We start from the raw sequence: 19,869 nt of genomic DNA on the forward strand, positions 1-19,869 counted from the left end.
TGCGTCAGGCTATGGCGGGATTCCGTTTCTGGCAAGTTTTCAGTTCCTTACTGGGATTTTGTGTTCTCATAACGCATCAATGCGCGCCGCCTGCCGTCTTGCAGATCAACCACAGGGTTGGGATACGGCGCGTCCGGCTTCAGCCCCCACGCGCGCGGAACCGCTTCGAAATAGGACAGAGCCTCGGCTCCCGGATCCGGTTGGCCTTCAGCAATCCAGCGGTGCAGATAGGCCTTGGTCGGATCAAACCGTTCGCGCTGTGTTTCAGGGTTGAAAATGCGAAAGAACGGCGCCGCATCCGGGCCCGACCCCGCGACCCATTGCCAGCCCATGGCATTTGATGCAGGGTCCCAGTCGGTCAGGCAGTCCGCAAACCAATCCATCCCGATGCGCCAATGCGTGATGAGATGCTTGGTCAGGTAGCTCGCCACAATCATGCGGGCGCGGTTGTGCATCCGCCCGGTGACATACATCTGCCTAAGCCCCGCATCGACCAGTGGTACGCCGGTGCGGGCCTGCTTCCACGCCACAACCTCGGGCGCGTCCGGGTCTGTTTGCCAGTCAAAACTGTTCCATTCAGGTTTCCAGTTCTCGGTCAGCATGTGGGGCGTGTGAAACATCAGGTGATAGGCAAACTCGCGCCAGACCAACTGCCGCAGATATGCATCCGTGCGGCTTGCGCCCAAAAGACCTGCCTGTTTGACCCGGTGCCAGATCACGCGCGGGCTGATTTCGCCCAGTGACAGATACTCCGCCATATCAGAGGTCCCGTTGACGGCCAGCTGATCGCGCTGATCGGAGTAGTCACTGACATGCGTTAGAAAACGCTCCAACTGATCCAGCGCGCTGTCTTCACCTGGGTGCACGTGAGGCCGCACAACAGATGCGCCCCGCCGCATGGCTGCGCCCAACGCCCATGCGCCCAGATCGTCCGACCTCGGCCAGCTTTCCGGCGCTGGCAGTAGGGGTGGCGCCGCAACCGTGGAAGACACTTCACGCCCCTGAACCGCGCGCCACATCGGTGTGAAGACGCGGAAGGGCTGGCCTGCCTTCGTGGCGACGTCCCAGGGTTCAAATAGCAGTTGACCCGGAAAAGACCGCGCGTTCAGCCCAGCTTGGGTGAAAAATGCTTTGACGTCTTTGTCTCGCATGACCGAACCGGGATCATAGGCACGCGACCAGTAGATGTCGGTCGCGCCGGTCTCGCGTACCACATCTTGCAGCACGTCCTGAGCGTTGCCCTTGCGCAGGATCAGCCGGCTGCCGTGTTTGCGCAAAGCGGCATCGAAAGCCTCAAGCCCCAGCCCAAGACGCCATTTGGGCGCGGCGCCCAGAGCCCGGGCGAGGTCATCGCAGATAAACAGAGGAACAATGGGTCGCCCGCTTTGCATCGCAGCGTGCAGGGCCTGATGATCGGTCAGGCGCAGATCGCGCCTGAACCACATGATGATGGGTTTCTGTCCTGTCATCTTATCCGCCCCGCCGTTTTTTTAGTGTTACGAAACAGGCCGGATATCGGATCACAAAACGCGATCAAGCGCCTCTAAAAGCTGATCTATTTCCTGTTTAGAGGTATAATGCGTGAAACTCAGCCGCAGCACACCCTTTTCCAGATCAACCCCCATCGCCTGCAAAGGCCGAACCGCATAGAAGTCGCTGCCTCCGGCCATGATACCATGCTCAGCCAGCTGAGCCGCCACGGGTTCCGCTTCGGTATTCAGGGCCAATGCAACCGTCGGTGCGCGACACGTGGCGTCGGACGGGCCGATCAAGCGCACAGCATTGCGCGATTTGACCGCGTCCAGAACCGGTTGCAAGAGCTCGACCTCATGCGCGCGCATCAGGTCATGCACAAACGCGCCGCGCTTGGCCGCACCTTCTGCGGGTCCACCGTGGTGATCACACAGTTGATCGAAGTAATCCGCCATGCCCGCACTGGCAGCGACTTGCGCATGATCTGGCCCTGCTGGGGTGAAGCGTTTATAGAGCACATCACCATTGAAGAAATGCGCCTGATTGGGCAGCAATTGCCCCAGATTGCGCCGGATGACCATGCAGCCCTGATGCGGTCCATAGGTTTTATAGGCCGAGAACAGATAGATATCGGGACCAAGATCGCCAACATTGGGCAGACCATGCGGCGCATAAGACACGCCATCCACGCAAACGAAAGCCCCGGCCGCGTGCGCAATCGCAGTGATCTGAGTGACCGGGTTGATCTCGGCCACCACGTTTGAACAATGGGGAAAACAGACCAGACGTACCGAGTCATCCAGCAAGGTTTCCAGATCATTGGGGTTCAAAGACCCGGTATTGGGGTCAATCTTCCATTCGCGGATTTCGATCCCGTCCTCGGACAGACGACGCCACGGGCCCGAATTCGCCTCGTGGTCCTGATTGGTGACGATAATCGCCTCGCCGGGTTTCATCCACTGACGGAACGCATTGGCCAGAACATAGGTGTTCTGAGTAGTCGACGGTCCAAAGCTTAGCTCATCGGTGTCGACACCCAGCATCGCCGCCAGGCGCATCCATGCTTCGTCCATTTCAGCACCGCCCAGCGTGCTGGCCTCGAACGGCGAATAGGGTTGGACTTTGCGTTGCGTATAGAACCGCTGCAGCCGGTCGATCACGGGCTTGCATGTATAAGACCCGCCCGCGTTTTCAAAAAACGCCTGACCTTGCAGGCTGGGCTCGGAAAAGGCCGGAAACTGTGCCCGAACGAATTCAATATCCAAGGTGCTCATCACACATCGCTCCTTCGTCATCTTTATGTCCATCGAAGGGCAGCCCGCCTGTTCTTCGGGGCTGCACCGAAAACAAGGCAGGTCTTCCAGCCAGCCGTGTCAGATGCACGGCAGCCCGCACCTCGATCCAAAGCGCAGACGACACAAATAAGCCCAGCGACGGTCACTCCGTCAACCCGTGAGGTCAGGCAGTCTTAGCCTTGAACCTTGGTATAGGTCCCCTCACCTGCCAGGATGCCACGGAAACCACCAGGCTCATCCAGACCAAAGACGATCAATGGCAGATTGTTGTCGCGCGCCAAAGCGATAGCCGAGGCGTCCATGACCCGCAGACGTTTGGCCAGAACATCGTCATAGGTCACCGTGTCATAGCGTACAGCATCCGCATGAACCTTGGGGTCCTTGTCATAGACACCATCCACCCCGTTCTTACCCATAAAGATCGCCTCACAGGCCATTTCGTTAGCGCGCAGCGTCGCGGCGGTGTCAGTGGTGAAATAGGGGTTGCCGGTTCCGGCGGCAAAGATGCACACACGTTGTTTTTCCAGGTGGCGCACGGCGCGGCGACGAATATAGGGCTCGCAGACCTCATCCATGCGGATGGCCGAGATCACCCGGGTGAAAACGCCCACCTCTTCCAGAGCCGACTGCATCCCAAGCGCATTCATCACGGTGGCCAGCATGCCCATGTAATCGGCTGTCGTCCGCTCCATCCCCTGTGCCGAGCCGCTTAGTCCGCGAAAGATGTTGCCGCCCCCGATCACCATGCAGATCTCGACGCCCATATCGTGCACCGACTTCACCTCTTGCGCGATACGTTGCACGGTTGGCGGATGCAGGCCGAATCCCTGATCCCCCATCAGCGCTTCACCGGATATTTTCAGCATCACGCGTTTATAAGTTGTTTTTGGCGTCTCTGTGGGTTCTGTGGGGGAAAGGCTCATATTGCGCTCCGGGCTGGCACGGGGTTATTTTGCGCGCAAAATGAAGCAAAACACCCGCAGGTTCAATGCGGTTGCAACCGAAGTAAGGCGACCACCAATGGCCGATAGCAGCATGACCCGGCTGTGGAAGCAATTGCCAACGATCCCAAAGGACAAACCTGTGCTGATCGCGGGCCCGACCGCTTCGGGAAAATCGGATCTGGCGCTTGAGATTGCAGAACAGTTTGGCGGTGTGATTGTGAATGCGGATGCCAGTCAGGTCTATGACTGCTGGCGCGTCATTTCAGCCCGCCCTTCAGTCGAGGATGAGGCCCGCGCGCCACATCGGCTTTATGGCCATATCCGTTATGATCAAGTCTACTCGACCGGTCATTGGCTGCGCGAGGTCACGCCCTTGCTGCACGGTGGACCGCGCCCCATTATCGTTGGCGGTACTGGCTTGTATTTCACCGCTCTGACCGAAGGCATGGCCGACATTCCACCAATTCCGCCAGAAATCCGGGCCAAAGCCGATCAGCTTTCCTTGTCGGCGCTGATTGTCGGAGTGGACCTTAAGACGCTGCAAGGCCTGGACAGCAACAACCGTGCGCGGGTTCAACGCGCCTGGGAAGTTCAGGCTGCCACCGGACGTTCTTTGTCGGATTGGCAGGCCAATACCCCACCGCCGACACTGGCGCTAACCCACACAGTGCCAATTGTTTTTGACGTCAAAAAAGACTGGCTTGAGCATCGGATCCGACAGCGTTTCGACAAAATGCTTGATATGGGCGCGTTAGACGAAGTCGCCGCCATGCGTAGCCGGTACGACCCGTCGCGCCCGGCTTGCAAGGCGATCGGCGTTCCCGAGCTTATGGCTTACCTTGAAGGTACCATGTCGCTGGATGACGCAAGGGACAGAGCGACGATAGCCACACGGCAATTCGCCAAACGGCAGCGCACATGGTTTCGCGCGCGGATGAAGCACTGGCACCGGATAAACCCATTGGGTTGAGGGCCACCAAAACCGGCTAATAAATCAAACTGTTACCAGCCCGTCAGACCAACACCTGAAAATCCGGGCAGCACATCTTGTCGACACGCCCCTCAGAAGCCAGACACCGACATAGATGTCGCGCTATGGCGCTAACAAAAATTGAGGATGTCGTTTTTGTATCATTGATGTCGATTTCTCACATTGACCTCACGGATTTTCTGGTGCGGAATACGGCCATGGGGACGCGTGGAATCCGAAAAACAGAACTGTTGGCGCTGCTGTTGCTCACCCAAGGGTGCGCATAGCGCCGGATTCCACCAAGAACTACCGTGTCACAGGGAGACATCGATGACTAATCAGACACAAGTTGAAAGCCCGGTCCATTGGGCCGCAGAAATGCATGCCAAGGAATATCGGGACGGCAACCTGAGCCGCCGTGAATTCATGGCGCGTGTTACTGCTTTGGGCGTTGCGGTACCAACCGCCTATGGCCTGATCGGCCTGCAGACACCCGCTGCCGCGCAAGAGCCGCAGCGTGGAGGCACCATCCGCTATCAGATGGAAGTACGCGCGCTGAAAGATCCGCGTACCTACGACTGGACGCAGATCGCGACCTACACGGCGGGCTGGCTGGAGTATCTTGTTGAATACAACAACGACGGTAGCTTTAAGCCAATGCTGCTGGAAAGCTGGGAAGCCAATGAGGACGCCACCGAGTACACTTTGAACGTGCGCAAAGGCGTAAAGTGGAACAACGGTGATGATTTCACCGCCGAAGACGTGGCTCGTAACATCACCGGCTGGTGCGACGGCGCGCTCGAAGGCAACTCGATGGCTTCGCGCATGGCATCGTTGATGGACGAAAGCACACAGCAAGCTGCGGACGGGGCGATCACCGTCGTCGACTCGCACACTGTCAAGCTGAAGTGCAACGCGCCGGACATCACCATCATTCCGGGCATGGCCGACTATCCGGCGGCGATTGTGCACAGCAGCTTTGACGCAAATGACATGCTGGGCAACCCGATCGGCACCGGATTCATGAAGCCCGAAAGCCACGAAGTTGGCGTGAAAGGCGTTCTCGTTCGCAACGAAGATTTCGACTGGTGGGGCTACGAGGCCGGCAAAGGTGGCTATATCGACCGGATCGAGTTCATCGATTACGGCACCGATCCCGCAGCGTTCCTGGCGGCCTATGAGGCCGAAGAGATCGACATGAACTGGGAATCGGTTGGCGAATTTGTCGACATTTTCGATGGTATCGGCCTTGTACGCTCGGAAATCCCGTCTGGCTTCACCATCGTCATTCGTCCAAACCAGTTGGCCGAAGATGCAGATGGCAACAAGATCTATGGCGACAAACGCGTTCGTCAGGCTTTGGCCATGGCGGTGGACAACGAAGTCTGTCTGGAACTGGGCATGTCCGGCTATGGCATCCCGGCCGAGAACTGCCATGTGGGCCCGATGCACCCCGAGTTTGACTCGGCTGTAACGCGCATACCCTATGACCCGGCAGGCGCCAAAGCGCTGATGGACGAAGCGGGCATGGGTGATTTCGAGCATGAAGTTCAGTCGATCGACGATGACTGGCGCCGTAATACGACCGCCGCTGTTGTTGCTCAGTTGAACGACGCTGGGATCAAGGCCAAGCACACGGTCCTGCCCGGCTCGACCTTCTGGAACGATTGGACGAAATACGCGTTCTCGTCGACCAACTGGAACCACCGCCCGCTGGGCACGCAGGTTCTAGCGCTGGCCTATAAGTCGGGTGTTGCCTGGAACGAGTCCGGCTTTGCCAACGAAGAGTTCGACACGCTGCTGGCCGAGGCCAACTCTCTGGCTGACGTGGATATGCGTCGCGAGGTCATGGCCAAGCTACAGGCGATCATGATCGACGAAGGTGTAACCATCCAGCCGTATTGGCGCACCGCTATCCGCCACCACCGTGACAATATGGTGGGTGTCGAAAAGCACATCGCGGATCTGCCGCAACTTTATAAGTTCGGCCTTACGTCCTAAGCCGAAACTTCTTAGCCGCGCCCAAACCCGGGCGCGGCTTTTTTGTCCTGACGACAGCGACCAAAAACAGACAGCGACGCGACAGGTAAAATCAAACCTGCGCCAGCCTACCAACAGGGGCTAACATGGGACTTTTTATATTAAGGCGGGTCGGGATCATGCTGCTGACAGCATTGTGCCTGACATTCCTGGTATTTTACCTGACCAATCTATATCCCAACCTGGAAAAGCTTGCGAAGACGCAAGGCAACTTCCGCATGTCGGACGAACAGGTTGAAAGCTTTCTTGAAAAAGGCGGCTATCTGCAATCGACACCTGTGAAATACGGCGAATGGCTGGGCGTTCTGCCCTCGTATCGGCACACGAACGAGGATGGAACGGTTCAGGGACGTTGTATTCTGCCTGGCCAAACGGCGGAAGAATCTCCGAATTTCTGTGGCATCCTGCAAGGATACTGGGGCTACTCCACTGTCTTCAAAGAAGAGGTCTCGACCGTTGTTGGCAACCGCCTGGCCCTGACCGGGCGGCTGATGTTCTGGGTCATGCTACTGATGGTTCCGTCTGCGCTGATCCTGGGCATTCTGGCGGGTATGAAAGAAGGCTCGGCCACCGACCGGACGCTGTCGACCTTTGCCATCACAACGACGGCGACGCCGGAATATGTCTCGGGCGTGATCTTTATCGCGATCTTCACATCATCGGCGGTGGGTTTGAAATGGTTCAAGGGGACCGCCACGCAGGCGATGGAAAATCCGACTTTCGAGAATTTCTTCTTACCCGTGCTCACCATTGCGCTTTACGGGATGGGCTATATCGCCCGAATGACCCGCGCTTCGATGACCGAGGTGATGACCGCGCAATATATCCGCACCGCGCGGCTGAAGGGCGTGTCTTTCCCCAATATCGTCATGAAACACGCGCTGCGCAACGCGCTGATCGCCCCCTTCACCGTCATCATGCTGCAGTTCCCATGGCTGCTGAATGGTGTGGTGATCGTCGAGACCCTGTTTAACTACAAGGGGTTTGGATGGGCTCTGGTGCAAGCGGCGGGCAACAACGACATTCAGCTTCTGCTGGCGATTTCGGTCGTGTCGGTCTTTGTGGTTCTGGTGACGCAGCTGATCTCGGATATCGGCTATGTCTATCTGAACCCACGTATCCGCATTTCATAAGGAGGGTGAGATTATGGACCCATTGACCTGGACCGGCTCAATCGCCTTTCTGAACCCCCTGCTGGGGATCGCTCTTGCCATCATGGTTCTGTCCATTCTGGTTTGGATCCTGGCCAGCATCGTGCTGCCAGAGCCACAGATGACGGTGAATCCGGATGGCACGCTTACGTCGGGCTCGGGGGTGCGAAACTTTATCCAATCGATGATGCGGCTCAGCTTCCTGGCCAGCGTCGGATTGGGAGTTGCCTATATCGTGCTGGGTGTTTTGTTGGGCACCGGCGCGGGCATCATCGGTGCGATGTCACAGCAATTCCTGCCCGTTTGGGTGTCACTGATCATCCTCTACGCCATGTCGATCGCCTATAAGCGCAGGCTGGGCCTTTACGGCAAGCTCTTTGACAGCCCCATCGGCATGATTGGGTTTGGCCTTGTGATGTTCTGGGTCTTCACCGGCATCTTCGGGGCGATGGATCTGATCGTCACCCATGACCCGCTGTCGCAGGTCTCGGGTATGAAGAACAAGGTGCCTGGCACACCGCTGCCCGCATCCGAGGACGGGGCTTATGCGTGGTACCTTCTGGGTGGCGACAACCTGGCGCGCGATGTATTCAGCCGGATGGTCAAAGGTGCCTGGATTGTGGTGCAAATCGCACCGCTGGCGACCATGTTTGCCTTCATGATCGGGATTACGCTGGGTTTGCCCGCAGGGTATTACGGAGGGCGACTGGATACGCTTCTGTCCTTCCTGGCCAACCTGATCCTGGCCTTCCCGGTGATCTTGCTGTTCTATCTGCTGGTCACGCCCGAAATCGTGGCAACAGGTGTGCCGAACTATATGGCGGCCATTTTGTTCGTGTTCCCGATCATCTTCCTGGGTGTTCTGCTGAATTCACGCTATTACACACGCCCGAAATTCCGAACGCCTTTGCTGATCGGAGTTCTGGGCGTTGCGGGATGGCTTTATTTGTCGCTGATCTCGACGGGGGGCTATGTCATCGACACGGATGACTACCGCATTTGGGGTTTGCCCACGCCTCTGGATCTGTTCGATATTCCCGGTGGTATACTGGTGGTCTTTGTGTCGGTGGTCTTTGTGAACTCACCCACCGTGTTCCGCATCGTGCGCGGCCTGGCGCTGGACATCAAAACCCGCGACTATGTGGCCGCGGCACAGACCCGGGGTGAAGGGCCGTGGTACATCATGCTGTGGGAGATTCTGCCCAACGCGCGGGGCCCGCTGATCGTCGATTTCTGCCTGCGCATTGGCTATACCACGATCCTTCTGGGCACATTGGGGTTCTTTGGGCTTGGCCTGCCACCCGAGAGCCCTGATTGGGGGTCAACGATCAACGAAGGGCGCAAGCTCTTGTCGATCTATCTGCACCCTGCCCTTCCACCTGCTCTTGCCTTGTTGTCGCTGGTTCTGGGTTTGAACCTGCTGGCCGATGGCCTGCGCGAGGAAAGTCTGAAGGATTGATGTGATCTGTGCTGGGGGTTCTGCCCCCAGACCCCGGGATATTTTTAGCCAGATGAATGGGATCCCCGCATCTGGTGAGGAGACGGCAAGATGAACAAAATGGCGGATTATGATGGCCCGATCTTGGAGATCGATAAGCTTTCGATTTCGTTTTTCACCCGGCTGAGAGAAATTCCCGCTGTTATGGATTTCTCGGTAAGCGTGCAGCCCGGTGAGGCTGTCGGGCTGGTCGGGGAATCGGGGTGCGGCAAATCCACCGTGGCTCTGGGCGTCATGCAGGATCTGGGCAAGAACGGTCGCATTGTTGGTGGATCAATCAAGTTCAAAGGCCGCGATCTGGGCGAGATGACCACCGAAGAGCTGCGCGACATTCGCGGCAATGAGATCGCCATGATCTATCAGGAACCGATGGCCTCGCTGAACCCGGCGATGAAGATCGGCAAGCAGTTGATGGAAGTGCCGATGATCCACGAGGGTGTCGGCGCGGAAGAAGCCTATGCCCGCGCGTTGGAGGTTGTCACCGATGTGCGCCTGCCCGACCCTGAGCGGATGCTGAACTCGTTCCCGCATCAATTATCTGGTGGTCAGCAGCAGCGGATCGTAATCGCGATGGCGCTGATGTCGAAGCCTGCGCTTTTGATCCTGGATGAGCCGACAACCGCGCTGGACGTGACGGTCGAGGCCGCCGTGGTCGAACTGGTCAAGGATCTGGGCAAGAAATACGGCACCTCAATGCTGTTTATCTCGCACAACCTGGGTCTGGTTCTGGAAACCTGTGACCGGCTGTGCGTGATGTATTCGGGTGAAGCGGTCGAGCGCGGCTCGATCAAGGATGTATTTGACGACATGCAGCACCCTTATACGCAGGCGCTGTTCCGGTCGATCCCGTTGCCTGGGGCAGACAAGAACGCGCGTCCTCTGGTGGCAATTCCAGGCAACTTCCCCCTGCCCCACGAGCGCCCGCCGGGATGCAATTTTGGTCCGCGCTGCGACTATTTCGAAGAAGGGCGCTGCGACGCCAAGGACATTCTGATGGAGGCCGTGCCGGGCAATGATCGCCACCACACGCGCTGTCTGAAGTTTCAGGAGATTGACTGGAACGCGCCGATCACCGTGGGCGAGCAGAAAGAAAAGGCCGAGATCGGCCGAACCGTTCTGAAGATGGACAACCTCAAGAAATATTACGAGGTAGCTGCGAACGCCCTGTTCGGTGGGGGTGCGACCAAGGTGGTCAAGGCCAATGAGACCCTCAGCTTTGAGGCGCATGAATCCGAGACGCTGGCCATTGTTGGCGAGTCCGGTTGTGGCAAGTCGACCTTTGCCAAGGTGTTGATGGGGTTGGAAACGGCCACCGATGGCCAGATCCTGCTGGACAATCGCAATATCGAAGCGGTGCCGATTGAGGAGCGCGACGCCAAAACCGTGGGCGAAGTGCAAATGGTGTTTCAGAACCCCTTTGACACGCTGAACCCGTCGATGACGGTGGGCCGTCAGATCATCCGGGCATTGGAAATCTTTGGCGTCGGAGAGTCTGAGGCGGACCGGAAGAAACGGATGCTTGAACTGTTGGATCTGGTCAAGCTGCCCCGCGCCTTCGCTGATCGCATGCCACGTCAGTTGTCGGGTGGGCAAAAACAACGTGTGGGCATCGCCCGAGCCTTTGCCGGGGATGCGCGGATTGTGGTGGCTGACGAACCGGTCTCGGCCCTCGACGTATCGGTGCAGGCGGCTGTGACCGATCTGTTGATGGAAATCCAGCGCGAGCAGAAAACCACGCTGCTCTTCATCAGCCACGACCTGTCCATTGTACGCTATCTCAGCGACCGGGTGATGGTCATGTATCTGGGCCATGTGGTCGAGTTGGGCACAACCGATCAGGTCTTTGCCCCGCCCTATCACCCCTATACCGAAGCGTTGCTGAGCGCGGTTCCAATTGCCGATACCTCTGTCGAGAAACAGCATATCGTGCTTGAAGGCGATATCCCGTCGGCCATGAACCCACCGCCGGGTTGCCCGTTCCAGACACGCTGCCGCTGGAAATCCGAAGTTCCGGACGGGCGCTGTGAATCTCATGTCCCTCCGGTACAGACCCTAGCGGATGGCCATCAGGTCAAATGTCACCTCTCTGAGGACATCCTGGCGCGCATGGAGCCGGTGATCAAAGTCGCGGCAGAGTAAGGGCAAATAAGGCCGGTTTTCAGACCGGCCTTTTCCCACAAAATCCAAAACTGCGTTGAAATCGCATTGGTCTGGCGCGGTTAGCTGCCCCAGATCACTCGTACATAGTTCTGGGTTTCTTTGTACGGGGGAATGCCACCATATTTCTCGACCGCTTTTGGGCCTGCGTTATAAGCGGCCAATGCCAGTGGCCAGGATTTGAACTTGCGATATTGCCAGGACAGATACCGCGCCCCGCCTTCAAGGTTCTCAAGCGGATCATGAGGATTCACACCCAAAAGCCGAGCGGTTTGCGGCATCAGTTGCGCCAACCCCAGCGCACCCTTGTGCGATACGGCTTGCGGGTTCCAGCCGCTTTCCTGCTGAACCAAACGCAAAAACAGCTCTTCAGGAACATTGTGCTGGCGGGCGAATTTGCGCGCGTGTTCAAGATATTGGCCTTTGTAGTTGCCGTTGTATCTTTTAACCAAGGCGCTGCGTTGCGTTTTCGGCTTCAGCCGTTCAGAGTCGCGATATTGGCTTGCGGCCCGACCATCGAGCACTTTGGACTGTTTCAGAAATATGTCCTTGCGGCTTTTGCTGGACAAGGTTTGCGCGTGCGCAATGACCGTTGTCATGCACAGGGCCAGGACAGAGAACCCGCCAACCAGATACCGCATCAAAGCTATTCCTGCTCGCTCAAAAACTTCGTGGATTATAGGTATCGCGGCTGAAAATGAAAGCATGGTTAAGCGATCGCTAAGATTTTGCGGTTCACAGTTGCCTGATGAACCAGTGTTTCAACAGCGCTTCAGGCCGTATAGGGTCAGGGCGGAAAAACGCGCCAGATTCGGGCGCGATGAGACAAAACAGAACGAGGGAAGTTATGGCGGGCTCAGTCAACAAGGTCATTTTGGTTGGAAATCTCGGCCGAGACCCAGAGGTTCGGTCTTTCCAGAATGGCGGCAAAGTATGCAACCTGCGCATTGCCACATCCGAGAACTGGAAAGACCGCAACACAGGCGAACGGCGCGAACGCACGGAATGGCATTCGGTTGCAATCTTCTCGGAACCGCTGGCCCGCCTCGCCGAGCAATATCTGCGCAAGGGCAGCAAGGTTTATATCGAAGGCCAGTTGGAAACCCGCAAATGGCAAGACCAGTCCGGCCAGGATCGCTATTCGACCGAAGTGGTTCTGCGCCCCTATCGTGGTGAACTGACTTTGCTTGACAGTCGAGGTGGCGAAGGTGGCGGCGCGTCGGGCGGCTATGGCGGCGGCGGACAGGCCGGTGGTGGCTATGGCGACCCTTACGGCGCGCCGTCCAGCGCCCCTGCACCCGCGTCGCGCGGGATTGATGACGACGAGATCCCGTTCTAACCCAAACGGAGACGATCAATGGCATGGTCCTTCTCACTCGGCCGCGTGCTCGGCTCAGAGCTGAGGGTCCATGTCACTTTCTTTCTGCTGCTGGCCTGGGTTGGTTTCGCTGCTTATTCCAGCGGTGGGATATCGGCGACAATCAATAATCTGATTTTTGTACTGGCCTTGTTCGCTTGCGTTGTAGCGCATGAATTTGGCCATGCGCTGATGGCGCGCAGATACGGTATCCGCACCCCTGACATCACGCTTCTGCCTATTGGCGGCCTGGCCCGTTTGGAACGATTGCCGGAAAAGCCCGTACAAGAGGTTCTGGTGGCGCTGGCCGGCCCTGCCGTGAACGTTGCCATCTGGCTTGTATTGATTGTGCTGGGCGCGCGCATGCAGCCCGATACCCTGTCCCAGATCGACCAGCCCCATGTCGCTTTGTTGAACCGGCTGGCCTATGTCAATCTGGTCCTCGCGCTGTTCAACCTGATCCCGGCCTTTCCGATGGATGGCGGGCGGGTGTTTCGCGCGCTGTTATGCCTGAAGATGGACCGTGTGAAAGCCACGCGCATCGCCGCTTTTGGTGGTCAGATGGTGGCCGTCGGCTTGGGTTTTCTGGGTCTGACAACGGCCAATCCGGTTTTGGTCCTGATCGCCGTTTTTGTCTTTATCGCAGCAGGTTCCGAAAGCCAGGATGTCGCCATGCGGACCATCGCCCGCCGTGTCATGGCCCGTGATGCGATGATCAGCAGCTATCATGCGCTGACCCCCGAAGACACTTTGACAACAGCTGCCCAGGCAGTCATCCACACCACACAGCACGAATTTCCGGTTCTGGATCACAACGGAGACCTGTTGGGGTTCGTCACCCGCAACCGCCTGTTTGCCGCGCTGGCCGACGAAAGCCCACGGACGGCCCCGGCGACGTCAATTATGGAGACCGACATCCCGAGGGTCGCGTTAACAACAGAACTCGACACAGTATTGGACAAGCTGCACAGGGGTGCTGCGGCCATCGCTGTGTGCACCAAAGCCGGGCATATGGTCGGCTATATCACCCTCGAAAACATCGGCGAGTTCATGGTGATCCAAGGGCGTTAGAGAGGATCCTCAGCGCACAGCCAGGGCGTCTTCGAGAACTTTCAGAACCGACTCGCGGGGTACATCCGCTGTCACAAAGGCCTGCCCGATCCCGCGCACGAGGATAAAGCGCAACTGCCCATCGATCACCTTTTTGTCCTGCGCCATCAGGTCAACAAGCGCCTCGGCACCCGGAAGATCGCCGGGGATATCGGCCAGGTCGGTCTTCATACCCATGGTCTTCAGATGCGCCCGGACGCGGCTTGGGTCTTCCTGAGAACAAAGGCCAAGCTGCGCCGAAAGCTCAAAGGCCAGCGCACAGCCCACCGCCACGCCTTCACCATGCAGCAGCCGGTCAGAATACCCGGTCGCGGCCTCAAGCGCATGACAGAATGTGTGCCCCAGGTTCAAAAGCGCGCGGTCGCCCTGTTCGGTTTCGTCCCGAGCAACGATGTCGGCCTTCATCTGGACAGAGCGTGTGACTGCCCGAACACGTGTGGCCATATCTCCGGCCGAGAGCGCGGGGCCGTTTCGTTCGAGCCACTCAAAGAAATCGGAATCGCCCAGCAACCCGTATTTCACCACTTCGCCATAGCCCGCCAGAAAATCGCGGGCCGTAAGTGTGCCCAGAACCGAAGTATCCGCCAACACCAGCGACGGTTGATGGAATGCGCCGATCAGGTTCTTACCTTGCGGCGCATTGATCCCAGTCTTGCCACCGACCGAACTGTCGACCTGCGCCAGCAGAGAGGTCGGGATCTGTACAAAACGAACACCGCGCCGCAACACTGCCGCAGCAAAACCCGCCAGATCGCCGATGACACCGCCGCCAAAAGCGACAACCACGTCGCGGCGCTCGATCTTTTCGGCCAGCAACCATTCGACCGCGCGTTCGAAATGTGGCCAGCTTTTGGTGCTTTCCCCTGCAGGCAAGGCCAAAGAGGTCATCTCGATACCGGCTGAGGCCAAGCCGTCGCGCAGCGCCTCCAGATGCAGGCTTGCGACAGTTTCATCCGTCAACACAGCAACTCGCGGGCGCGGCAGCAAGGGCGCGATCCGGGTACCGGCCTGAGCCAGAAGGTCCGGGCCGATCTCAACGTCATAAGAGCGCGCGCCCAGGTCTACATGTACGGTTTGATGCATTTAGGTTCGTTCCAATACGTCCGGGCGCGTAAGCAGAGATCTCAGGACCCGGTCAACCATGTCTTCGATGGCCGTATCTCCGTCAGATTCGGCGATCAGATCGGCCTTCTCATAAATCGGCACGCGGGCCTCGTACAGCGCACGTAGGGTGGCATAGGGGTTTTCAGTACGCAGCAATGGGCGCGTATCCTTGTGGCGCACCCTGTTCCACAATACCTCCAGATCCGCGCGCAACCAGACGGACACGCCACGCTCGGTGATCATATTTCGGTTCTTTTCCGTCAGGAAAGCGCCGCCACCGGTGGACAGAATGCCCTTCTTTTCGCTCAGCAAACGGCCAATCACCTGGCTTTCCTTAGCACGAAAAAAGGCCTCGCCGTCCCGCGCAAAGATCTCGGGTATGGTCATATTCGCCGCCGATTCGATCTCGGCATCGCTGTCAAGAAACGGAACACCCAACCGAGCCGCCAAAGCGCGACCCACAGCGGTTTTTCCGGCCCCCATCATGCCCACCAAAACAACGGTTTTGTGCAGGCTATAAGACGGCGCCAACTCGACACTGGACGTATTATGCTTAAATTCGCTCATTTCATCGTGAATGACGTGATCTTGAGGAAAATGCCAGTTATAACTTGGTCAAAACCAAAAATAGAGGCAGCGTCGAACAATGGGCCGTTTGTTAAAATTTCTGCTCTACGTCATATGTCTGGGGTTCATTGGGCTGGTGGGCTATGCCTATGTCGGCCCCTTTTTCGGTGTCGACTTTTCAGCACCGCAAACTGAAATACGAGAGCCGGTCACCCTGGATGCAGATTAAACCTGCCTTGCTGGCGATTGTTTTGGCCGGACCGGCGCAGGCACAGCAACCGCTTTCGGCGATTGACTGGCTGACCGCCCAGCCCGAGAACCTGCCCGGCACAGTGTTGTTAGAACCGCCTGTCGCGCTGGAAGGTGGGCAGCCTTCCATCGAGGTCGTACCACTGGAAACGCTTTCGCCCCCTGTGGGGCTGGTTTCATCTTCGGTTACCGGGCTGCCTGTAAACCTTTGGAAGAATAGTGACGCGGAACGGCTGGCCGAGCTGTTGCAGCGCGTCCGCGTGCGCGAGCATCCGGCTATGCAACGGTTGCTGTTCACGCTGTTATTGACCGAGGCACGCCCTCCATCGAACAGCGACAGCCCAGATAAGCTGCTGTTGGCGCGGCTGGATCGCTTGATGAAATTGGGTGCGGCCGATCCGGCGCAATCGCTGGTTCAACTGGCTGGACCGACCGATAGTTTGGACAGGTTTCAACGCTGGTTCGATGCCACGCTTCTGACCGGGGACGAAGATCGCAGCTGCTCGGCCCTGATCGCGCAACCCGGGCTGTCGCGGGACTATGCCGCGCAGATCTTTTGCAAAGCCAGGCGTGGCGATTGGCCATCGGCAGCGCTGACACTTGAGGCCGCGCATGCGCTTGAGCTTCTGCCAGCAGAGGAACTGGACTTGCTGGATCGGTTTCTCAGCCCTGAATTGTTCGAAGAGGCCAGTTATCTGCCACAGCCTGAAGATCCGGATCCGCTGACCTTCCGCCTGTTTGAGGCGATTGGAGAACGTCTGCCCTCGGCCCCGTTGCCGCGCGCCTTTGCAAACGCGGATTTGAGGGATGTCGCAGGATGGAAAGCACAGATCGAAGCCGCCGAGCGACTGACCCGGATCGGCGCGCTGACACCCAATCGCCTGCTGGGGCTTTATACCGACCGATCCCCCGCGGCCTCGGGCGCGGTTTGGGATCGCGTTGCTGCCGTCCAACGGTTCGAGAAAGCGCTGCAATCGGGTGATACGCAAGCCATCGAGCAGGCCTTGCCCGAGGTTTGGGAACAACTCAGTCGGGTTGGTCTGCAGGTTCCCTTTGCCGAGCTATTTGCCCAGCGTCTGAGCGCATACCGATTGGACGACCTCAATGTGGAAAACTTGAGGTGGCGCGTTCTTTTGCTGTCAGAGCTTTACGAGGACGCCGCTAAGGTCGCACCCTCTGGCCCCACATCGAACCCGTTCCTGGCGGCATTGGCGCAGGGTGCACCGGGCCGCGCGCCTTCCCCCTCGCCCATGGCGGACGCCATCGCCGAAGGCTTTGCCTGGTCTGCGCCAATACCGTCTGACATCGACGCCATGCTGAGCAATGACCAGCTGGGCGAAGCCATTTTGGAAGCCATGATGCTGTTTGGCCATGGGGCGCGAGGCAATCTGGTTGACCTCACCGCCGCTATTGCCACCTTCCGCCGCGTTGGGCTCGAAGACATCGCGCGCCGCGCCTCTCTTCAGGTTCTGATCCTGGGCGGGGCCTGACCATGGCTGCACAGGTCGCACAGCATCAATGGATTTCGACTTTCCTAGAGGCACAGGCCGCCGAGCTTGGGGCCGCGACCAACACGCTTCTGGCTTATGGTCGTGACCTGAAGGACTTTGCCGACTGGTTGGATAAACAAGGGTCCGACTTTGCCAAAGCCGACCGCGACCAGATCGAAGGTTACCTGATCGATTGCGACGCTCAGGGTTTGTCGCAATCAACGCGGGCGCGGCGTTTGTCGGCGATCAAACAGATCTATCGCTTTGCTTTTGAGGAAGGCTGGCGCGACACCAACCCCGCGATCCAGATCAAAGGGCCTGGTCGCCAGAAACGCTTGCCCAAAACGCTGGACGTGGCCGAGGTCGACAAATTGCTGGACGCCGCTCGCCAAACCGGACGCAGCCCCGCTGATCGGGTCCGCAACACCTGCTTGATGGAACTGCTCTATGCCACCGGAATGCGCGTGACCGAATTGGTTTCGCTGCCGGTCTCGTCAGCGCGGGGCGATCCGCGCATGTTGCTGGTCTTGGGCAAAGGCGGCAAGGAACGGATGGTGCCTCTTTCGCCACCCGCGCGGGATGCACTGGCTGAGTGGCTGCGCGCCCGGGATGAGGCTGAAGACGAAGCTGTTGCGAAAGGCAAGCAGCGGTCTCGGTTTCTATTTCCCTCCCGTGGCAAGTCAGGGCATCTGACCCGGCACAGGTTTTTTCTGCTGGTCAAGGAACTGGCCATCAGCGGTGGTGTACCAGCAGAAAAGGTCACCCCACATACCCTGCGCCACGCCTTCGCCACGCATCTTCTGGCCAATGGTGCGGATTTGCGTTCGATCCAGACCCTGTTGGGACATGCAGATGTCGCCACGACCGAGATTTACACGCATGTTCTGGACGAACGGCTGGCGGAACTGGTTTTGGAACATCACCCGCTGGCGAAAGACCCAGACGACAAGGGCTAACCCCTTGATCCAAGGGGGACGCATCCCCATAACGGATGCAGAAACACCAACAACCAAGGACCGATGGAACCCACATCCTCTCTGATCGACGGCGCATTCTGGTTTACATCAGGCGCTATCTTGCTTTTGCTTTTTCTGTCCGGCTTTTTCTCGGGATCGGAAACCGCGCTGACAGCTTCATCTCGCGGGAAATTGCGCGCCCAGGCCGACAAAGGTTCGCGCGGGGCAAAGAAAGCGCTGGAAATCACCGACGATAATGAACGTCTGATCGGCTCGGTCCTTCTGGGCAATAACCTCGTGAACATTCTGGCGGCCTCGCTGGCCACGGCCTTATTCACCCGGTTGTTCGGTGAAAGCGGTGTGGCGCTGGCGACGCTGGTGATGACCCTGCTGGTGCTGATCTTTGCCGAGGTTCTGCCCAAGACCTATGCCATCACCAATTCGGAAAAAGCCGCCGCAGCTGTGGCCCCGATCATCAGCGTTGTGGTCACTGTCTTTTCGCCCATCGTAGCCGCAGTGCGGCTGTTGGTGCGCGGCGTGCTTCGCCTCTTCGGCGTTCAGATCGACCCCGATAGCAACATTCTGGCCGTGCGCGAAGAAATTGCGGGTGCTCTGCAACTGGGCCATTCCGAAGGCGTTGTCGAAAAGGAAGACCGCGACCGTATCCTGGGTGCTTTGGATCTTGGCGATCGTGCGGTCGAAGAAATCATGCTGCACCGCTCGAATATCGAGATGATCGATGCCGACGCCGCGCCCGAGGCAATCCTGAAACAGTGTCTGGAAAGCCCACATACACGCCTGCCCGTGTTTCGGGACGAGCCGGAAAACATCGTGGGTGTCGTTCACGCCAAGGACTTGTTCCGCGCCATGTATGCGCAGGTTGGTGGCAGTGACGGCAATACCGATCGTCTCACCGGCTTTGACATCGCCAAGGTCGCCAACGATCCCTATTTCGTACCGGAAACGACCACGCTTGACGATCAGATGCGTGAATTCCTGCGAATGCACAGCCATTTCGCGCTGGTGGTCGACGAATATGGCTCGCTACGGGGCCTGATCACGCTTGAGGATATTCTGGAAGAGATCGTGGGTGAGATCGCCGACGAATTCGATATCGACGAAGACCTGCCCATCACCCGCACCGAAGACGGGCAGTTTCTGGCCGAGGGCGCCATGACCATTCGGGATATCAACCGCGCGATGGACTGGTCTTTGCCCGACGACGAAGCAAATACTTTGGCGGGGCTGGTCATTCACGAAGCTCAGATGATCCCGATCATTGGTCAGGTTTTCTCGTTCCACGGCTTCCGGTTCGAGGTCACCGCGCGCGAGGGCAACCGGATCACCGGGCTGAAAATCCGTCCTTTGTAAAGTCACGTTGAACTGCGGCAAGCCGTGCGCGGCCCGGAGTTACCTGCCGCGCCGCTCGTGGCCCCAATTCGTCCACAGCGATCTACGACATGTTTTGTCGTTTTTCGTCTTGCGCTCTGACCGCCGCCGCGCAGACT

17 protein-coding genes are annotated in these 19,869 nt (G+C 58.2%); 11 read left to right on the forward strand and 6 right to left on the reverse strand.

Annotation, left to right across the window (positions count from 1 at the left end):
• Positions 1-47: 47 nt before the first annotated feature.
• The 3 genes from GOW40_RS01465 to pyrH form a co-directional block, all read right to left on the reverse strand.
• Positions 48-1,469, reverse strand: coding sequence for a deoxyribodipyrimidine photo-lyase (locus tag GOW40_RS01465; protein ID WP_171129164.1), 1,422 nt, complete (start codon positions 1,467-1,469; stop codon positions 48-50).
• Positions 1,470-1,520: 51 nt separating this feature from the next.
• Entirely contained in the window at positions 1,521-2,747 is a 1,227-nt protein-coding gene (locus GOW40_RS01470; RefSeq protein ID WP_171230835.1) for an aminotransferase class V-fold PLP-dependent enzyme, read from the reverse strand.
• Positions 2,748-2,941: 194 nt separating this feature from the next.
• Entirely contained in the window at positions 2,942-3,691 is a 750-nt protein-coding gene (pyrH, locus tag GOW40_RS01475) for a UMP kinase (protein WP_171098640.1), read from the reverse strand.
• Positions 3,692-3,788: 97 nt separating this feature from the next.
• On the opposite strand from pyrH, the gene miaA reads away from it, so the two are divergent.
• The 5 genes from miaA to GOW40_RS01500 all read left to right on the forward strand — a co-directional run bounded on the left by miaA (position 3,789) and on the right by GOW40_RS01500 (position 11,510).
• Positions 3,789-4,682 (forward strand): tRNA (adenosine(37)-N6)-dimethylallyltransferase MiaA, encoded by an 894-nt coding sequence (gene miaA, locus GOW40_RS01480; protein ID WP_171129160.1) that lies wholly within the window; start codon positions 3,789-3,791, stop codon positions 4,680-4,682.
• 330 nt (positions 4,683-5,012) lie between these two features.
• On the forward strand, positions 5,013-6,683 hold the full coding sequence (locus GOW40_RS01485; protein WP_171129158.1) for an ABC transporter substrate-binding protein: 1,671 nt from the start codon (positions 5,013-5,015) through the stop codon (positions 6,681-6,683).
• Positions 6,684-6,808: 125 nt separating this feature from the next.
• On the forward strand, positions 6,809-7,855 hold the full coding sequence (locus GOW40_RS01490) for an ABC transporter permease (RefSeq protein ID WP_171098637.1): 1,047 nt from the start codon (positions 6,809-6,811) through the stop codon (positions 7,853-7,855).
• Positions 7,856-7,868: 13 nt separating this feature from the next.
• Positions 7,869-9,332, forward strand: coding sequence for an ABC transporter permease (locus GOW40_RS01495; RefSeq protein WP_171129156.1), 1,464 nt, complete (start codon positions 7,869-7,871; stop codon positions 9,330-9,332).
• A gap of 90 nt (positions 9,333-9,422) precedes the next feature.
• Positions 9,423-11,510 (forward strand): ABC transporter ATP-binding protein, encoded by a 2,088-nt coding sequence (locus tag GOW40_RS01500; protein WP_171098633.1) that lies wholly within the window; start codon positions 9,423-9,425, stop codon positions 11,508-11,510.
• Between the two features lie 80 nt (positions 11,511-11,590).
• Here the strand turns inward: GOW40_RS01500 and GOW40_RS01505 are convergent, their stop codons facing one another.
• Positions 11,591-12,169 (reverse strand): lytic transglycosylase domain-containing protein, encoded by a 579-nt coding sequence (locus GOW40_RS01505; protein ID WP_171129154.1) that lies wholly within the window; start codon positions 12,167-12,169, stop codon positions 11,591-11,593.
• Positions 12,170-12,375: 206 nt separating this feature from the next.
• Here GOW40_RS01505 and ssb point away from each other — a divergent pair, with 206 nt between their 5' ends.
• On the forward strand, positions 12,376-12,867 hold the full coding sequence (gene ssb, locus GOW40_RS01510) for a single-stranded DNA-binding protein (RefSeq protein ID WP_171129152.1): 492 nt from the start codon (positions 12,376-12,378) through the stop codon (positions 12,865-12,867).
• Between the two features lie 18 nt (positions 12,868-12,885).
• Positions 12,886-13,956: a site-2 protease family protein gene (locus GOW40_RS01515; RefSeq protein ID WP_171129149.1), complete on the forward strand. Its 1,071-nt coding sequence runs from the start codon at positions 12,886-12,888 to the stop codon at positions 13,954-13,956.
• Positions 13,957-13,965: 9 nt separating this feature from the next.
• Here the strand turns inward: GOW40_RS01515 and aroB are convergent, their stop codons facing one another.
• Together aroB and GOW40_RS01525 are read right to left on the reverse strand one after the other, a co-directional pair.
• A complete protein-coding gene (aroB, locus tag GOW40_RS01520; RefSeq protein WP_171129147.1) occupies positions 13,966-15,078 on the reverse strand; it encodes a 3-dehydroquinate synthase in 1,113 nt (370 codons plus the stop codon).
• Positions 15,079-15,666 (reverse strand): shikimate kinase, encoded by a 588-nt coding sequence (locus GOW40_RS01525; protein ID WP_171129145.1) that lies wholly within the window; start codon positions 15,664-15,666, stop codon positions 15,079-15,081. It abuts the gene before it with no gap.
• Positions 15,667-15,745: 79 nt separating this feature from the next.
• Between GOW40_RS01525 and GOW40_RS01530 the strand changes: the two genes are divergently transcribed.
• The 4 genes from GOW40_RS01530 (at position 15,746) to GOW40_RS01545 (ending at position 19,732) form a co-directional block, all read left to right on the forward strand.
• On the forward strand, positions 15,746-15,895 hold the full coding sequence (locus tag GOW40_RS01530; RefSeq protein ID WP_171098621.1) for a hypothetical protein: 150 nt from the start codon (positions 15,746-15,748) through the stop codon (positions 15,893-15,895).
• A complete protein-coding gene (locus GOW40_RS01535) occupies positions 15,885-17,405 on the forward strand; it encodes a hypothetical protein (protein WP_171129143.1) in 1,521 nt (506 codons plus the stop codon). Before GOW40_RS01530 ends, GOW40_RS01535 begins: the two co-directional genes overlap by 11 nt.
• 2 nt (positions 17,406-17,407) lie before the next feature.
• Entirely contained in the window at positions 17,408-18,361 is a 954-nt protein-coding gene (locus GOW40_RS01540) for a tyrosine recombinase (protein WP_171230836.1), read from the forward strand.
• Positions 18,362-18,424: 63 nt separating this feature from the next.
• Complete coding sequence (locus GOW40_RS01545) at positions 18,425-19,732, forward strand: HlyC/CorC family transporter (protein ID WP_171098616.1); 1,308 nt, start codon at positions 18,425-18,427, stop codon at positions 19,730-19,732.
• The last annotated feature ends 137 nt before the right edge of the window (positions 19,733-19,869 follow it).

It is taken from the genome of Ruegeria sp. HKCCA6707 (genome assembly GCF_013033515.1).
Taxonomy (GTDB): Bacteria; Pseudomonadota; Alphaproteobacteria; order Rhodobacterales; family Rhodobacteraceae; genus Ruegeria.